We start from the raw sequence: 17,283 nt of genomic DNA, 5'->3' as shown, positions 1-17,283 counted from the left end.
TCTTCTTCCCCTTAGTTGCAGACCTTCAGGATGGTTGCTTAGCTCAGTTGGGAGAGCATCGCCCTTACAAGGCGAGGGTCACTGGTTCGAGCCCAGTAGCAACCACCACTTTTTTACTCCCGCTTATTTAAGATTTTCAAGCAAATAATCTAACAAAACTCTGACTTTCGGAATCACTTGCCTGTTTTCGGGATACAGGGCCCAAATACCGTCGTCTTCTTGTCGAAATTGTCCCAAAACCTCTTTCAGTTGACCGGTTTCCAATGCCTCTGTCACGTAGTAGTCCGGCAGCATTGCTAAGCCTAAGCCTTTTATCGCTGCGTCTCTAAGCGCCAAACCGTTGTTACAATGCAGGTAAAGCTCAGGTCGGAAAGTCTCAGAACGCCCTTCTACCTCAAAACGCCACTGTTTAACCGTGCCCGTAAAACAACGATGGGCTTCCAGTTCATTTATCGTTTCAGGCTCCCCAAAGCTTTTAAAATAACTCGGTGCGCCCACAACATAGTGACGACGAGTCCCCAACTTACGCGCCCTTAATCTTGGGTTCCCCAGTTGCCCTAAGCGTATCGCCACATCATAACTGCCTTCAATTAGGTCGACCTGCTCGTTGCTCAATTGCAAATCAAGCCGACAATCCTGATAAATTTGCAGAAAATCATTCAATAGCGGGGCGATAAAGCGTTCGCCATAATAGACAGGTGCGGTAATGCGAATTAATCCTTGTGGCTGTTGTGTGCGTTGCTGAATGGCTTGATCGGCATCCCGGAGACTGGCGACCAAATGCTGACAATGCGGTAAGTAGAGTTTGCCCTCCTCTGTCAGACTGACACTCCGAGTTGAACGATACAGAAGCTGCATCTGCAATCGGCTTTCCAACGCCGCAATATTCCGACTGACCTGCGCGACAGACAGTCCCAACTGCTTAGCTGCCGCCGTAAAACTTTGTTTTTCTGCGACGGCTGCGAACTCACTAATACCCTGCCAAAGCTTCATTTCAACCCATTATTTCATATATGAAAAAGTAATTTGTAAAAACATAAGATTACCTGCTTATGAGAAAAAGTTAAACTTACGCTAAGATTTTACGTAATTCATTTACCAAGTTGACAGGAAAAGGACGCATCATGGAAACAATTAAGTCTCGCGCAATGGTTGCCTGGGGTCCGGGCGAGCCACTCAAAGAAGAAGTTATTGATGTTGCACCACCGAAAAAAGGCGAAGTGCGCGTTCGCATCATTGCAACCGGTGTCTGCCATACTGATGCCTACACTTTGTCGGGTAAAGATCCGGAAGGTATTTTCCCATCAGTATTAGGCCACGAAGGCGGCGGCATTGTTGAGTCTGTCGGCGAAGGCGTCACTTCAGTTGAAGTCGGTGACCATGTCATTCCTTTATACACAGCAGAATGTGGTGAATGTAAGTTCTGTACCTCGGGTAAAACCAATCTGTGTCAGGCGGTTCGTGCCACTCAGGGTAAGGGGTTAATGCCGGACGGTACCAGCCGTTTCTCAAAAGACGGCGAGACCATTTATCACTACATGGGAACCTCGACCTTCTCTGAATATACCGTTCTACCTGAAATTTCACTGGCTAAAATTCCTAAAGAAGCACCATTAGAAAAGGTCTGCTTATTGGGTTGTGGCGTTACTACCGGCATGGGTGCGGTTAAAAACACAGCCAAGGTTCAGGAAGGCGATACCGTTGCCGTATTTGGTCTGGGCGGTATTGGTCTGGCCGTTATTATTGGCGCTGTGCAAGCTAAAGCCTCGCGCATTATTGCTATTGACGTGAACGATGACAAAAAAGCGATTGCTCAAGAGTTGGGCGCGACTGACTTTGTGAACCCAACCGAATACGACAAACCGATTCAGGAAGTCATCGTTGATATGACCGATGGCGGTGTCGATTTCTCGTTTGAGTGCATTGGTAACGTTGATGTTATGCGCGCCGCACTTGAATGCTGTCACAAAGGCTGGGGCGAATCCGTTATTATTGGTGTTGCCGGCGCCGGTGAAGAAATTTCTACCCGTCCGTTCCAGTTGGTGACAGGTCGCGTATGGCGCGGCAGTGCTTTTGGGGGCGTGAAAGGTCGTACCGAACTGCCTGACTATGTTAAACAATACATGGACGGTAAGTTTGACTTAGACACCTTTATTACTCATACCATGCCATTAGAAGACATTAATAAAGCGTTCGATTTAATGCACGAAGGCAAATCAATTCGTTCAGTTATTCATTATTAATGGAGTCTGTAATGAAACAAGTTAGCGAAACCCGCTGTTTTGGCGGCCGTCAGTTACGCTTTGAACATGACTCTGAAGTACTGAACTGCGCTATGCAGTTCAGTGTCTTTTTGCCATTGCGCTCAGAAAAAACGGAAGTGCCGGCGGTCTATTTTTTATCGGGGCTAACCTGCACTGATGAAAACTTTTCCACTAAAGCCGGGGCGCAGCGTGTCGCAACAGAGCTGGGTATCGCGTTGATTATTCCCGATACCAGCCCGCGTGGAGACGATGTCGCCGACGATGCCGACGGCGCTTATGACTTAGGTTTAGGCGCTGGCTTTTACGTCAACGCGACCGAAGAGCCGTGGAAGTCAAACTATCAAATGTATGACTACATTGTGAAAGAGCTGCCGGAACTAGTTGAAGCGGAGCTGCCAGTTAATGGCAAGCGCGCTATCGCGGGTCATTCCATGGGCGGTCACGGAGCCTTGGTTATCGGTTTACGTAACAGTGACCGCTACACCAGTATTTCTGCATTCTCGCCGATTACCAACCCAACACAATGCCCATGGGGTGAAAAAGCCTTTAGCGCGTATTTGGGCGATGATCGCGAACAATGGAAGCGATACGACGCCGTTGAGATCATCAAATCTAAAGGTCAGACACTCCCCATTCGAGTTGATCAGGGCTTAGCTGACGGATTTTTAGAAGAACAGTTAAAACCGGAGAACTTAAAAGACGCCATTAGCGAAGTTAACGGCGGCGGTACGGTTCATTTACACGACGGTTATGACCACAGCTATTACTTCATCTCGTCATTTATCGAAGCTCAGCTTCGCTTCCATGCGAAATACCTGACCGCGTGATACGTCATATCATACGGTAAATTTTATAACCGCCTGACGCAGCTGCTCAGTTTGTTGACGAACCTGAGTGACTGCGTCAGCGTTCGACTGTGCATCATTTGCCGCTTCCACACCGGCATCCCGAACCCGGGTAATATTTCTTGCGGTTTCGTCGACAACTGCAGACTGCTCCTCAACCGCAGTAGCAATAGAGGCCGAACGGTCGTTAATTTTAACCAGTTCAGTATGAATGCGGTTGAATAGCTCATCGGATTCAGTAGAGTGCTGCGCACTCTCTTCACCCAGCTCATTACACTCTTGCAGGGTATTCACAATAATCTGAGTTTGCTGGTTCAGTTGACTAGTAATTGACTCTATCTCACCAATAGACTTCTGAGTACGGGAAGCCAGTGTACGGACTTCATCCGCCACCACGGCAAACCCGCGCCCCTGCTCACCTGCGCGGGCAGCTTCAATAGCCGCATTAAGCGCCAATAAGTTGGTTTGTTCAGCAATACCATTAATCACCGTCACAATTTGTGTAATAGAGGCACTGCGCTCTGCCAACGTATTCGCTTCCGTTACGCTACTGTTCAACCGTTCTGCTAAATAACGCACTTTCTCAACGCCGGCCTGCACCGAGGTACTACCATGTTTCGCCTGTTCAGAAAGACTGTTCACCTGCTCAGCGGTATCTTCCGCATCATTCGCTATAGTATGCGCCGTGCTACCCATTTCATTAATAGCAGCAGCGACCTGATCCACTTCATGCGACTGCATATCCAAGTTTTGAGACGTATGGGTCACCGTATCAGACACTTGCTGTGTCAGGCTATTCACCGTTTCGACAGACTGGTTTATTTGCTGAATAACACTGCGGAAATAACTTAGCAGTTCATTAAAGCTATCAACTAAATCGCCAAGCTCGTCATCACGGAACTTCTCCGAGGACAACGTCAGGTCATTACTCGTCTGAACCCTTTGCATGTCTTCACGCAATTGGGTCAGCGGCTGATTAATGGAACGTATCACCCAGAACAGCATTGCAATAACAATGAGTGCGATAACAGCAAATACAACGACAGGTACCCACTTCATGGTTGCCTGACGAGAGGCGAGCAATTCGCTCAGCTCTTTATCTAACTGCTCAAGCGACGCTTCCATATTGCTGGCAATAGTTCTGACCTCGCCCTTTATTCCAGACTCTTCATCCAGCCCTATTTCTTTTGAAAGTGCTGCATAACGACCAAAGTCACGGCGGTACGCATCGACTTTTTCCGCAAGTTCAGGCGTTGCAGATAACTCTCTTTTTAATTCGTCCAGCAAGCCCTCTACCCGGCCGAGATACTTGTCGTCAAAACGCAACATAAAGTCCTTTTCGCTACGACGAACCTGCAACAAAGTAACCAAAAGCTCAGTCCGACCGGCCGTATCAATCGCTTCTTCTAACTCATGAGTTGCTGAGCGCAGCGCGCCATAAGCGCCGCTATTTTCATTTAACCCGCGCTGCTGAAATGCGTTGACCAAACGCTCAAAGCTTTTGCTATAACGTTCTACCTGGCTTTCTAACTGTCCAATCAGTTGAGAGGAAGCTTCATCATCAACCAGAGCATTAAGCTGCTCAAGCCGATTGTCAGTTATGGCAGCTTGTTGAGCTAACTTCTCTGAGTAGCTCTTATCCATTCGTAACAGAAAGTCTTTTTCCGCACGGCGCAATTGCAGCAAGCTATTGTGTACGGACTCTCGAAGTTCACTCGCACGATGTAATTCACTCACTTGTGACTGGAAAAGCATCATTAAGGCAAGCAACAAAATAAAGGCCGCTGTGGCGATCAAACCAACAGAAAGAAGCTTATTACGAATTGACATAGCAAACACCCAACAATAAAAGTGGCGGAATAATAGACAGTGGTCAATAATTCCGCAATGATCAATTTTGTTAATGATATGAACTTTTTATGACAACTGTATGACAGGCAAAATAAGTATCACTTACTGGGTAAATACCCTCACACGCAAAGCGGTTATACTTCTGATCTCGCTCAATACTTCTCGCTAAAAAGGAAGCCGTAATGAAAGTTAATTCAGCTGCAGAAGCGCTCTCGATTATTAACGATGGTGATGTTATTTGGTGTCAGTCGATGGCGGCCACACCCTATAAATTACTGGAAGGTCTGAAAGAAGTCGCAAAACAACGAAAAGACCTAACACTACTGCAGCTGCACACGGAATACAGCGAAATACTTTGCGACCCGGAGCTTAAAGGACACCTTCGCCAGCGCGCTTTTTTCGTTGGCGCTTCAACTCGTCAAGCCGTGAATCAAGGGCTAGCCGACTATGTCCCTATTTTCCTGTCTGAAATTCCTAAGTTATTCCGCTCAGGTGAGCAGCCGCTAGATGCCACTATCGTTCAAGTGTCGCCACCGGATAAACACGGCAATTGCAGTTTAGGAATATCCGTCGAAGCAACCCGAGCCGCATTACAAGTTGCGAAGAAAGTCATTGCCTGGATAAACCCCAATATGCCTCGCACACACGGTGACGCATTGGTTTCATTGAAACGGTTTGATCGTTACTTTGAGGAAACCGCCCCTATTCCACTGCATCAACAACCGCCACAAAACCCTGTTACACAAAAAATTGGTGAGCGCGTTGCCGGTCTCATTGACGACGGTGACTGTCTGCAAATGGGCATTGGCGCCATACCCGATGCGACACTAGCGTGTCTGCATCATCATAAAGACTTGGGCATTCACACCGAAATGTTCTCTGACGGGGTATTGCCCTTAGTTGAGCGTGGCGTCATAAACAATAGCCGTAAGCGTAAGCACCGGGGACGCATCGTCACCACTTTTGCGATGGGCACTCAGGCACTTTATGACTTTGTTGATGATAACCAGGAAGTGTTTTTCCTCGATGTTGAGTACACCAATGACACCTCGGTTATTCGCCAGAATAAACAAGTTATGTCGATAAACAGTGCTTTGCAGGTCGACCTAAGCGGACAAGTCTGCGCCGATTCTATTGGTACCAAGATATACTCCGGCGTAGGCGGGCAAATGGATTTTGTGCGCGGCGCCAGCTTATCGGAAGGCGGGCGCTCAGTGATTGCTCTGCCCTCAACGGCCTGTGGAGGAACCGTATCACGCATTAGTTCATTACTTGCGCCGGGCGCCGGCGTGGTCACCACCCGCGCCCACGTGCATTACATTGTCACTGAGCATGGCGTGGCTAACTTACGCGCTAAGAGCATGAGTGAGCGGGCGCGAGAGCTGATTCATATTGCCGACCCGAAGTTCCGTGAAGAACTGGCAAAAGCGGCTTATGACGATTGGGGTTTAAACATAACCTAAATAAATTCTGTCTAGGTCATTTATTAACTTCACACCATCGTTATTGTAGGCTATTTTTACGTGCACACTGGCGGAGGTATCGATGAAAACAGTCGGCATTATTGGCGGTATGAGCTGGGAGTCCACCAGTACTTATTATCGCCGTTTAAATCAATTAATTAATGAGCGGTTAGGCGGTCTGCATAGTGCTGAAATTTTGCTTGCCAGTGTCAACTTTGCGCCTATTGAAGAAATGCAGAGCAGAGGTGACTGGGAGGCTGCCGGAAGCGCTCTAGTGACGAAAGCCCGACAACTTGAAAAGGCTGGAGCTGACTGTATTGTTATTGCAACCAACACGATGCACAAAGTCGCCCCTGAAATTGAGGCAGCCGTTTCCATTCCGCTTATCCATATTGTTGATGCTCTGGCCAACCATCTTAAAAAGAATGAAATTGAACGAGCTGGACTTTTAGGCACTCGTTTTACTATGCAACAGCCATTTTATAAAGAACGTCTTAAACAGCGAGATATAAGGGTTTTAATACCCAAAGAGGATGACAGCAAAACTGTAGACAGCATCATTTTTAAAGAGCTTTGTCACGGTCAATTTACCGATGATGCACGGAAACAGTATCTAAAAGTTATTGATGACCTGTCAGCTAAAGGCGCACAAGGTGTTATTTTGGGCTGCACCGAAATCGGCTTACTCGTGCAGCAGGAACACTCTGCACTACCACTATTTGATACCACCGAAGTTCACTGCCAAGCCATAGCTGATTGGATGCTAAATTAAAACTCTTGAATCAAAGAGCTCCTAGCTGCATATTATTAAGGTGTTAATTCCTCGTTAATTAGCACCTTAGGATATAACAACAACAATTGGAGTTTTTTATGGATCCTGCAGAAGTCAGTCCGCACAGTCGCGTTGTTTTGGCGATTGTTTGCTTTTTCCTGGGTAGTTTAGGTATTCACCGCTTTGTCGTTGGCAAGGTAGGCACCGGCATTTTAATGCTTCTGACCCTGGGTTTCCTAGGTCTTTGGACGCTTATCGACTTTATCGTTATTCTGGTTGGCGGCTTCCGCGACAAGCAAGGTCGATTGGTTAGAAATTAAGCAATAGAGCGTGCCTGGCGCACGCTTCTATCTCCTAACGATTTCTGCACAAGGTTACTAACCAATCCCCCAAGGCTTCTAGCCCCGGACTTTTTGCGGTTGATGACGGATAGACAAAATAGAAGCTGTCATCTGTACGAATACTATGGAAAGGCAATTCAAAGAGACTATTTTTCCGCTCTTCTTCGGTGGTCATAAACTCATTTAAAAGCGCAATGCCTTGTCCGTACTTAGCCGCTTCAGCCGCTAACAATAAATGACTAAAATGATGCACTCTGGCGGTTTTAGGAAGGCGCGATGACACTTTTTCAAACCAGCGCTGCCAATCCGTGCCAGGCTTACCGTTTGCGAAAGCAGAAATTGCTGAAAGCAAAGGAAAACGAGCCAATTCAACAGGCTCGGTAATGCGATGCGCTTCGGTCCAAACCGACTTAGAACAGTAAGGTTTCAGTGTTTCATCGTACAAATGATAGCGTTGGTACCCCGTACCCGGCGGTTGTGTGGTAATAAAACAGTCCGCCCACTGACTATCGAACTGACCATCCTGAGTCAGCATTTGCAAGGTTAAATCAATATTTGGGTACCGCTCTCTGAAGTCATCAAGTGCTGGAATTAACCATTTAACAGCCAATGATCCATGAATGGCCAAGCGTACTTGCCGCGTGTCATTTTCTTTCACGTTGCGTGTTGCGCTTTCGACTAACTCCAGCGCACCAACCACTTCTTGGAAATAGCTCTGTCCAACCGCGGTAAGCATAACGGTGCGGCCTTTGCGGACAAACAGTGGTTTATCCAAATAGGACTCTAATAATTTAACCTGATGACTGACTGCACTTTGAGAGACATGCAACTGCTCAGCAGCCCTGGAAAAACTCTGTAAACGGGCCACTTCAACAAAGTAATGTATCGCTCGGAACGGAACACTCACTATCTAAATATCTCATATAATGATTATTTAATATCATTATATTTTATATAAAGTGTTTCGTACAATGCTCACACTTTCAAGCAATTTAACGGAGGTGTTGGTATGGATCGTTCCCTGATATTAGCGGTATTGCTTTTGGTTCTTGGCAATAACGTGGTCATTCTGTCTGACTCTCTCATTAAACTGCTTGATGGTTTCGAGGCACCATTTCAATTTGTGCTGTTCCGGCAGCTCAGCGCAACGCTTATCTTATTGCCGGTCATTCTTTATTTTCGCAGACCCTTATTGCCTAAAAACCTGCGTTGGCACGCAACCCGCGCGCACATATTTTTAGTGGGTACAGTCTTTATGGTGGTCTCTTTAACGACGCTACCGCTGGCAACCGCTAACGCGATTTTTTACGCAGCGCCATTAATTACGGTCGTTTTTGCACGCCTGTTATTTAAAGAAAGAGTGACCATTATTTCTTTGGCAACAGCCGCTTTAGGCATGGTGGGCGTCATGGTTATATTGAACCCGAGCGGCGCCAATATCTTTGCCTTAGCGGCACTAGTGGTGGCGACCACGCTGGCTCTTAACAACTTGCTTATTAAGAAACTACCGACGCAACACGGTATTATCGACACTTTATACCTGACAAATTTGTTAGGTATTCCAACCGCTCTGATTCTAGCGCTGATTGAGTTTGCGCCTTTTGACTGGAATGTCCTGTTAATTGCGGTGGGCTCGAGTTTATTTTCAATGATTTATGCGGCAACCTGCGTTTATGCCTACCGTGCAGCGGACAGTAACCAAGTCACCAGCGCAGAATACACAGGGCTACTCGGAGCGGTATTTTTCGGTGTTGTGTTCTTTGCCGAGCAACCCGATATGCGCTTTTACATCGGCTCTATGTTGATTGTGGTGCCACTAACGGTGCTAACGACAATGAACTCTCGTTCGAGAGTAGTCAAAGCCGACTAGGCGTAGAAGACGAAACAAAAACACCATTATTCTCTCTAAGCTGCTGTTCATAAGAGGCTTTGCTCAGTGGCTTAGAGAAATAGAATCCCTGAAATTCAGAAAATCCAATCTTGACCAATGAGTTTAGCTGTTCCTGCATTTCAACACCTTCAACAACACAATTTATATCTAACTCTTCACAAATCCTGTGAATTCCTTTTACTAAATTATATTGGCGATTAGACAGGTGAATTTGACGAATCAGAGTGCGATCGAGCTTTAGCTTTTTAATTGGATAATAAGCCAAGCGCGTAATACTCGAGTAACCAACCCCAAAATCATCAACAGAGACTTTAAATCCCCATGATTGCAGCTCTTCAATAATATTTAGAGAGTCAACGACATCAGACTCTAAGCACGACTCTGTCAGCTCTAGTTCTATTTGGGTAGGCTTCACAGAGAAGTCAGCCAAATGTTTTACAAGCTTCGATATAAAATCAGGTTGGGAGAAATCAAGGAACGAAATGTTTATCGCGACAGTGGGTAAAGGCATATCTTGTTCCCGCCAGCTAGCAATAACCGCACAAACTTTTTGCACAACGAGATCAGTTAGTCGGCTGATCATTCTGTACTTTTCTGCGATAGGGATAAACTTAGCGGGTGAAACATGCCCCAAAAGCTGGCTATTCCAGCGTGCCAAAGCCTCTAACCCTACGCACTTTCCGCTACTGTCAACTTTTGGTTGAAAGTGGACATCCAATTCACTCTGCGATATTGCTTCGTCTAAAAGAATAGAAATTTCATGTTGCTCAACAAAGTCTTCCGAATTTTCAGCATCGTAAAGACTAAAAACTTGATTGTTTGAAATAAACTTAAGCGACTCATTAGCAAACGAGACTAACTCACCGGAAAGCTTGCTGTGCTCTGGAAAGCTAGCCACTCCAAATTTGAAGGATTGTTGAGATCGCACTCCCTGTGAAACGTATTCTCTGTCTAAGGTATCTTTTAACTCTGAAAGAATATTACTCAGATTATGACTGAGCTTACCTGGCAGTATGAAAACTAATTGATTGAGTGAGATACTCGCAATTAAACAGGGGTTAAGTGAATTTTTCTTTAGCCTGTTGTAACTGGATACTAAAAATTGCTTAACGACATCATCTCCATGTTTTAAACGAAGGTAATCCGTGCTTTCACTTTGAGCAACGACAACGTAAAAGTCTCTCCCTGACTTTGTTATGAGTTTACTGCACTGTAGTTCAAACCACTCTTTGTTCGGTAAGTTTGTTTGCGAATCGATATATCTAAGTCGCTTATTTTGGTTTTCTAACTCCGTTAAATGGCCTTGTAAGCGCTTTTCTTGAGTACAGTCTACAAATTCATACACATAAGACTGAGCATCAGGTATCAATAGCTTAGCTACTCGCTGATAAGTATTCTCGTGCGAAATAATTTGGTGACCTGAGTTTAAGCTTTCCTCACTCAGCTCAGAGAAAAGCTCTCTAATAGAAACATCGCTGCTTTTTAAGTTCTCATTAAGAAAAAATACTTCTTTTGCTCTTCTGTTAAAATCAATAATTATTCCGTCACAATCAGCAACGATTTTAGGGCGTCGTGATTCGGCAAAAAAAACGCGATATAAAATGTTTTTGTTTTTTAACCCCTCGTTAACTTGTATAACCTGATCATTCAACCTTTTAGCTGCGACTATGGTTCTCCCAAATGCTAACGGTATACACACGTTAAAAAAGACAAACATGGTTCCCGAGATGTACCAAGTCACGTTAGGAAACTGAACTTCAGGTTGCGCAAAAAAAGCGAGGTTAATATTATTCGAAATAAGAAGAAATGGGATGATATTAATCACGCCATAAAATAACGCAACGCGGCCGCTTATGAGCATCAAGGCAATTAAAGGGCAAGCATACATCAGCATAGAACCGATTTGAGCTAACCCGGGGTCTGCTAAAAAAAGATTACAAGCCGTACTGGCTCCAACTATCGTTAACAATAATAAATGGGCACAAAAACGATAGTAGCCGCTGCTAAGCCATAATAAGCCAAGCATCGCAATGAGAAATGAAGACGTTATTACCAAAATATGGGCCAAGTTTGCGTCGACTGCGTCACTAAAACTGTTAAGAAAAACAGCGAGACAGAGAATCATTCCGGAAAAAAGAATAATTCTTAATGCGCTAACTCTCCAGTAAGGAACATTACTATCCGAGTTCCCTTCTTTATAAAATAAGAAAAAACGATTTAAAAAGCCCATATAACAACTTGTTCGTTAACGAGTCACCATTAAAGAGCTTTATCTTAATGAAATCAATCTTTTATTGTTTTCTAAATGTTACTTAGGTGGGAGCGGTAAAAGCGCCAGCGGCGAGAGTTTAATAAATACCAAATACAAATAAACCAGCCAAATACGATAGCGGCACGTCCAAACGAAAACGCGCCGTAACTCTCGACAAAAAGCCAGCCAATGAGCACTGCATCAACCAGTAAAGAAAGCATCAATAACGGCTGGGCAAATCGCATGACAGCATTTGCCCAGTTGCGGTCGTCTTCAGCCGCAAAAGCGGTTGCTAAAAGCACAACTAAAGCGGGTAAGCCCACCAATAACATGACACCAAACTGCTCGGTGTTGGTATAGAAGAGTTTGAGAAGTCGAGTGCGGTCTTCCGCGAAAGTGATGGAAATAATGCCAGCCACATAACCGCGCATTTGAAACAGAATGACAAGCAGGAGCGAGAGCGGGAAGCTCGCTCTGCCCTCTTTATCCAAGTAACGTGCTTTCTCGTACAGTTGCTGTCCGGCGCTTATCTGTGCGCTGCCAGATTTTTTCATGGAAATAATAACCTACTGTATTCACTAACGGTTCTATCAGCGCCACTGCACCTCCAAGAACCACATCGCCTGTCATCAACCACACCACACTAAATGCAATAGCGAAGTGCATAATACCAAATGAAACGGTTTTCGCTGCGTCTTTCATAAATTCCTCCCGCATGACTTTTACTCTATTCTGGTCGATTGGGAGGTTTGTATCTAACAGATAAAACCGATAAAGCTGTTCGCTACCATCAATGCGCTTACTAGCAAATTATACGGCGCGTTTTAGCTGTTCTCGCAACTGTGCAATGTCATCTCGCAACTGCCCGGCTTTCTCAAACTCGAGATCCTGCGCGGCTTGATACATTTGCTTCTCTTTGTTCTCAATTTCTTTTAATAACGATTTTGTGTCTTTAATAACAACGGTGCGGGCATCATAGCCTGACGCGACCTCCGCCAGAGCTTTGTCCGCTTTACTCTTACGAGCAGACGCACTGCCCTGCCCCAAATCCATGACATCGGTAATTTTCTTATTCAACCCCTTCGGCGTGATGCCATGCTCTTTGTTAAACGCAATCTGCTTTTCACGGCGGCGCTCGGTTTCATCAATCGCCCGCTGCATTGAGCCGGTAATGCGGTCACCGTACAAAATCGCTTTACCATTCACGTTACGCGCCGCTCGGCCTATCGTCTGAATCAGAGAACGATCTGAACGTAAGAAACCTTCTTTATCAGCATCAAGAATAGCCACCAGCGACACTTCCGGCATATCCAAACCTTCACGCAACAAGTTAATTCCGACCAGAACATCGAACTCGCCTAACCGTAAATCGCGAATAATTTCCATACGTTCGACAGTATCAATATCCGAGTGCAAGTAGCGAACTTTAATACCGTGCTCATCCAAATAATCGGATAAATCTTCCGCCATTTTCTTGGTCAATGTGGTTGCTAATACGCGTTCACCCTGCTCTGTGCGTAAACGTATCTCTGACATCAAGTCATCAACCTGCGTCGCTACCGGCCGTACTTCAATCGTTGGATCGACCAGCCCTGTCGGTCTAACGACCTGCTCAACCACCTCGTTACTGCTTCGTTCGAGTTCGTACTTACCAGGCGTTGCTGAAACATAGATAGTTTGCGGTGCTATCGCTTCAAACTCATCAAATTTTAACGGACGGTTATCCAACGCAGACGGTAAACGGAACCCGTATTCCACCAGGTTTTCTTTACGTGAGCGGTCCCCTTTGTACATAGCGCCAACTTGCGACACTGTTACGTGAGACTCATCAATAATAAGTAAGGCATCGTCCGGTAGGTAATCCATCAATGTCGGGGGCGGCTCGCCCGGCGCGCGTCCAGACAAGTAACGGGAGTAGTTTTCAATGCCCGAGCAGTAGCCGAGCTCTAGCATCATTTCAATATCAAACTGAGTTCGTTGATTAATACGTTGCTCTTCTATCAGCTTATTTTGCTTCAGTAATATATCACGACGCTCTTTCAGTTCGTCTTTAATCTTATCAATCGCTTTGACAAGCACTTCACGCGGCGTTACATAGTGTGTTTTGGGGTAAATGGTTGCACGGGCGACGTCCTTCTCTGTGACTTGCCCGGTCAATGGCTCGAAGAAGCTGATTCTGTCAACTTCGTTGTCAAACAACTCAACACGTACCGCCATTTCTTCCGATTCGGCCGGAAAAATGTCAATCACTTCACCACGAACGCGATACGTACCACGCTCAAAAGCGGCATCATTTCGCTTGTACTGGAGCTGAGCTAAACGACGCAAAATATCGCGCTGGTCAATAATGTCGCCGCGACGCAAATGCAGCATCATTTTCATGTATGACTCAGGGTCACCCAAACCATAAATGGCCGACACTGACGCCACCAGGACAACATCCCGGCGTTCCATCAACGCTTTAGTCGCCGACAAGCGCATTTGTTCTATATGGTCATTAATGGAGGCATCTTTTTCAATAAAGGTATCGGTCGTTGGGACGTAAGCTTCTGGTTGATAGTAATCATAGTAAGAAACGAAGTACTCCACTGCGTTGTTCGGGAAGTATTCTTTCATCTCACCATAAAGCTGAGCTGCTAGGGTTTTATTGTGCGCCAGTATCAATGTGGGCCGCTGCGAACGCTCAATGACATTCGCCATAGTGAAGGTTTTTCCCGAGCCAGTAACCCCCAGTAAGACTTGATGAGCTAAGCCTGCATCCAGGTTGTCGAGCAAACTATCAATGGCTTTCGGCTGGTCGCCGGCTGGTTTATATTTAGAAACCAACTGAAATGACTTAGCCATGCTCCCTCCTGAGTTCTTTTGAAAACCATACATAGGCAATGGTTGCCGTTAGCAGGTTTGCCACAACGCCGCCAATAAAGAGACCGGTTAAATCCGCTAGTAAACTGCCTAAATAGGACAATGGTACGAACAATACAAACAAGCGAATAATGCTCAGCCACAACGCATTCATCGGCTTGTGAACTGCATTAAAGCTCGAGTTCGTAAGAATAATGACGCCCTGTAGTCCATAACCCAACGGCATAATATAAATAAACAGCTTAACAATGTCGGCCACCGCCTTTTCTTCGGCAAAAGCCATCGCTATCCAATGCGCTGTCGCCAACATCAACAGGTAAATAACAGCCTGGATAATCAGCACTGACTTTAATGCGGTACGATACGCCTGCTGCACCCGATCAATTCTGTCAGCTCCATAGTTTTGGCTGATTAACGGCGGTAGTGACATCGATAAAGCCAATATAATAACGCTCGCCAGTGATTCTAAACGCGACCCAACTCCAAAGGCGGCGACGGCAGGCGCACCATAAGCGGCAACAATCGCTGTCATGACCGACATAGCCAGTGGGGTGAGCATATTCGCACCGGCGGCGGGCATGCCAATTTTTAAAACCTCTCTTGCGGACTTCACCCATGCGGCTACAAAACTCAACCCATTAGCCGGCGTAAAAGACACCAACTTATTACGACGCAACAGCCAGAAAACTAAGAATACTCCGCTAAACCACGATATAACGCTGGCTAATGCGGCTCCTTCAACGCCCATCGCTGGTATTGGCCCCCAGCCGAAGATTAAAATCGGATCAAAGATGGCATTTGCCAGACCGCCTGAGGCCATAATTAATGAGGGCGTTCGGGTATCGCCTGCCGCCCGTAAAACCGCGTTTCCTACCATTGGCGTAACTAACATAACGCAACCAAAGAACCACAGCGTCATATACTCCCGAATAAGCGGCATCAGTCTGGTTTGAGCTTGCAGCAGACTGAAAATAGGCTCCATCAACACATAACCAATGACTGCCAGCGCAGCAACCAGCAACGCAGAAACAGAGAGTGCCGAGAAACCGTCAAAATGGGCTTCATCGGGTCGATCAGAGCCATACTTTCGGGCAATAACAGCGGATGTACCAATGCCCAGACCAATGGCCAGGCTGACGACAGTAAAGGTGACGGGAAAGGTAAAGCTAACAGCCGCTAATGGGTCGGTGCCCAATAAACTGATAAAGAAAGTGTCGACAACATTGAAGCTGATAAGGGTGGCCACACCGAAAATAACAGGCCAGGTCATTTCCCAAAGCTTCTGTCCTACCGGCGCGCTGATAAGACTTCGAGATGCGTCGGCAGCTGCCATTCTAATCCTCCTCAGTTAAGTAGCCCAGTAGTGTAACTCAGACCGCTGTTTGTGGCTACGGAGAATAGACTTTAACCGCCCTAATCCGTATAGTATTGGGCAATTCTCCTCTATCTGAAAAACAGGATCTGAACGTGGATTATCAACTCTCCGACCGTATCAACTCGATTCAACCATCACCGACTTTAGCGGTAACTCAAAAGGCAAATGAACTTCGCCAGCAAGGCAAAGACGTTATTGGTCTGGGTGTGGGTGAACCTGATTTTGATACGCCAGAATTTGTTAAAGACGCAGCCATTCAGGCCATTAAAGACGGTAAGACAAAATATACCGCGGTCGATGGTATTGTTGAGCTAAAAGATGCCGTTATTAGAAAGTTAGAGCGGGACAATCAGTTAAGCTACCAACGTAACGAAATTATTGTTTCATCGGGCGGTAAGCACAGCATCTATAACCTACTCAGTGCTTGGCTGAACCCCGGCGACGAAGTCGTTATTCCTGCGCCTTACTGGGTGTCTTACCCAGATATGACCAAGCTGGTAGGCGCTGAGCCCGTTATTGTACAGGCGGGCATTGATCAGCGTTTTAAGATCACGGCCGAGCAATTACGTGCCGCACTGACAGACAAAACGCGCCTAATGTTTATTAACAGTCCGTCAAATCCAGCGGGCACTGCCTACACGGCAGACGAGTTAATAGCGTTAGCAGACGTATTGCGTGACTATCCGAATGTGCTTATCGCAACCGATGATATGTATGAACATATTCTCTGGTCTGACTCAGCTTTTGCTAATTTACCTATGGTTGCCCCCGATCTTAAAGATCGTACGGTAATTCTTACCGGCGTATCCAAAGCCTATGCCATGACAGGTTGGCGAATTGGCTACGCTGCAGGCCCGGCGCCAATTATAGCTGCGATGAAAAAAATGCAATCGCAAAGCACGTCGAACCCAGCCAGTATCAGTCAATACGCCGCGGCCGCCGCTCTCGACGGTGATCAAAGTTGCATAAAGACAATGGTGACCGCGTTTAAAGAACGTCACGATTATTTAGTCGACGCCTTAAATGCAATTGACGGTATCGATTGTGTACCAGGCGATGGTACGTTTTATGCGTTTGCACACATCGAAAAACTGATGAAAAAAGCCGGAACCGCTGACGACGTCTCGTTTTGTGAAAAATTACTCTCCGATGCTAATGTTGCACTAGTGCCAGGCTCCGCCTTTGGTGCTGATGGCTATTGCCGGTTGTCATTTGCGACAGACCTCAATACGCTAAAAGAAGCGGTCAAGCGCATTAGAGCGTTTGCAGAAAACTTATAAAAAATAGGGTTTTGGTGCTAAACAATATTCTAAGTGCCAAAACCCTTCTCTTTTCTGACTTTATTTATCCCTATCTGTTAAATTTCTC

Annotated in this window: 15 protein-coding genes and 1 tRNA gene; 8 read left to right on the top strand and 8 right to left on the bottom strand. The window is 46.1% G+C overall.

Annotation, left to right across the window (positions count from 1 at the left end; all coding sequences use genetic code 11):
• Positions 1 to 32 precede the first annotated feature (32 nt).
• A tRNA-Val gene (locus tag CEW91_RS04170) sits at positions 33 to 108 on the top strand.
• Positions 109 to 123: 15 nt separating this feature from the next.
• On the opposite strand, the gene CEW91_RS04165 is transcribed toward CEW91_RS04170, so the two are convergent.
• Positions 124 to 993 (bottom strand): LysR family transcriptional regulator, encoded by an 870-nt coding sequence (locus CEW91_RS04165; RefSeq protein WP_088767796.1) that lies wholly within the window; start codon positions 991 to 993, stop codon positions 124 to 126.
• A 131-nt stretch (positions 994 to 1,124) separates the two neighbouring features.
• On the opposite strand from CEW91_RS04165, the gene CEW91_RS04160 reads away from it, so the two are divergent.
• Together CEW91_RS04160 and fghA are read left to right on the top strand one after the other, a co-directional pair.
• Positions 1,125 to 2,243, top strand: a complete 1,119-nt coding sequence (locus tag CEW91_RS04160; RefSeq protein ID WP_088767795.1) for an S-(hydroxymethyl)glutathione dehydrogenase/class III alcohol dehydrogenase — start codon at positions 1,125 to 1,127, stop codon at positions 2,241 to 2,243.
• Between the two features lie 11 nt (positions 2,244 to 2,254).
• Positions 2,255 to 3,091 (top strand): S-formylglutathione hydrolase, encoded by an 837-nt coding sequence (gene fghA, locus CEW91_RS04155; RefSeq protein WP_088769349.1) that lies wholly within the window; start codon positions 2,255 to 2,257, stop codon positions 3,089 to 3,091.
• A 9-nt stretch (positions 3,092 to 3,100) separates the two neighbouring features.
• Here fghA and CEW91_RS04150 read toward each other — a convergent pair whose 3' ends face one another.
• A complete protein-coding gene (locus tag CEW91_RS04150; RefSeq protein WP_088767794.1) occupies positions 3,101 to 4,939 on the bottom strand; it encodes a methyl-accepting chemotaxis protein in 1,839 nt (612 codons plus the stop codon).
• Between the two features lie 203 nt (positions 4,940 to 5,142).
• On the opposite strand from CEW91_RS04150, the gene CEW91_RS04145 reads away from it, so the two are divergent.
• The 3 genes from CEW91_RS04145 (at position 5,143) to CEW91_RS04135 (ending at position 7,515) form a co-directional block, all read left to right on the top strand.
• Entirely contained in the window at positions 5,143 to 6,423 is a 1,281-nt protein-coding gene (locus CEW91_RS04145) for an acetyl-CoA hydrolase/transferase family protein (protein ID WP_088767793.1), read from the top strand.
• 82 nt (positions 6,424 to 6,505) lie between these two features.
• A complete protein-coding gene (locus CEW91_RS04140; protein ID WP_088767792.1) occupies positions 6,506 to 7,195 on the top strand; it encodes an aspartate/glutamate racemase family protein in 690 nt (229 codons plus the stop codon).
• Between the two features lie 98 nt (positions 7,196 to 7,293).
• Positions 7,294 to 7,515 carry a TM2 domain-containing protein gene (locus tag CEW91_RS04135; protein ID WP_088767791.1) on the top strand — a complete coding sequence of 74 codons (222 nt, stop codon included), beginning with the start codon at positions 7,294 to 7,296 and terminating at the stop codon, positions 7,513 to 7,515.
• A gap of 34 nt (positions 7,516 to 7,549) precedes the next feature.
• Here CEW91_RS04135 and CEW91_RS04130 read toward each other — a convergent pair whose 3' ends face one another.
• The gene (locus CEW91_RS04130) at positions 7,550 to 8,443 is read right to left on the bottom strand and encodes a LysR substrate-binding domain-containing protein (RefSeq protein WP_088767790.1); all 894 of its coding nucleotides are present in this window, start codon (positions 8,441 to 8,443) and stop codon (positions 7,550 to 7,552) included.
• A 102-nt stretch (positions 8,444 to 8,545) separates the two neighbouring features.
• On the opposite strand from CEW91_RS04130, the gene CEW91_RS04125 reads away from it, so the two are divergent.
• On the top strand, positions 8,546 to 9,406 hold the full coding sequence (locus CEW91_RS04125; RefSeq protein WP_088767789.1) for a DMT family transporter: 861 nt from the start codon (positions 8,546 to 8,548) through the stop codon (positions 9,404 to 9,406).
• On the opposite strand, the gene CEW91_RS04120 is transcribed toward CEW91_RS04125, so the two are convergent.
• The 5 genes from CEW91_RS04120 to CEW91_RS04100 all read right to left on the bottom strand — a co-directional run bounded on the left by CEW91_RS04120 (position 9,393) and on the right by CEW91_RS04100 (position 15,873).
• A complete protein-coding gene (locus CEW91_RS04120) occupies positions 9,393 to 11,657 on the bottom strand; it encodes a bifunctional diguanylate cyclase/phosphodiesterase (RefSeq protein ID WP_232507024.1) in 2,265 nt (754 codons plus the stop codon). The genes CEW91_RS04125 and CEW91_RS04120 overlap by 14 nt on opposite strands.
• 71 nt (positions 11,658 to 11,728) lie before the next feature.
• Positions 11,729 to 12,232 carry a DUF2919 family protein gene (locus tag CEW91_RS04115; RefSeq protein WP_088767788.1) on the bottom strand — a complete coding sequence of 168 codons (504 nt, stop codon included), beginning with the start codon at positions 12,230 to 12,232 and terminating at the stop codon, positions 11,729 to 11,731.
• Positions 12,162 to 12,380, bottom strand: coding sequence for a DUF2061 domain-containing protein (locus tag CEW91_RS04110; protein ID WP_088767787.1), 219 nt, complete (start codon positions 12,378 to 12,380; stop codon positions 12,162 to 12,164). The genes CEW91_RS04115 and CEW91_RS04110 overlap by 71 nt, the downstream gene beginning before the upstream one ends.
• 108 nt (positions 12,381 to 12,488) lie before the next feature.
• On the bottom strand, positions 12,489 to 14,522 hold the full coding sequence (uvrB, locus tag CEW91_RS04105) for an excinuclease ABC subunit UvrB (protein WP_088767786.1): 2,034 nt from the start codon (positions 14,520 to 14,522) through the stop codon (positions 12,489 to 12,491).
• Complete coding sequence (locus CEW91_RS04100; RefSeq protein WP_088767785.1) at positions 14,515 to 15,873, bottom strand: MATE family efflux transporter; 1,359 nt, start codon at positions 15,871 to 15,873, stop codon at positions 14,515 to 14,517. Before CEW91_RS04100 ends, uvrB begins: the two co-directional genes overlap by 8 nt.
• A gap of 134 nt (positions 15,874 to 16,007) precedes the next feature.
• Here CEW91_RS04100 and CEW91_RS04095 point away from each other — a divergent pair, with 134 nt between their 5' ends.
• Positions 16,008 to 17,195: a pyridoxal phosphate-dependent aminotransferase gene (locus CEW91_RS04095; RefSeq protein WP_088767784.1), complete on the top strand. Its 1,188-nt coding sequence runs from the start codon at positions 16,008 to 16,010 to the stop codon at positions 17,193 to 17,195.
• The last annotated feature ends 88 nt before the right edge of the window (positions 17,196 to 17,283 follow it).

It is taken from the genome of Idiomarina piscisalsi (assembly GCF_002211765.1).
GTDB classification, from domain to species: domain Bacteria; phylum Pseudomonadota; class Gammaproteobacteria; order Enterobacterales; family Alteromonadaceae; genus Idiomarina; species Idiomarina piscisalsi_A.
Note: the sequence above shows the minus strand (reverse complement) of the source record. Positions and strands in the feature narration are given on the sequence as shown.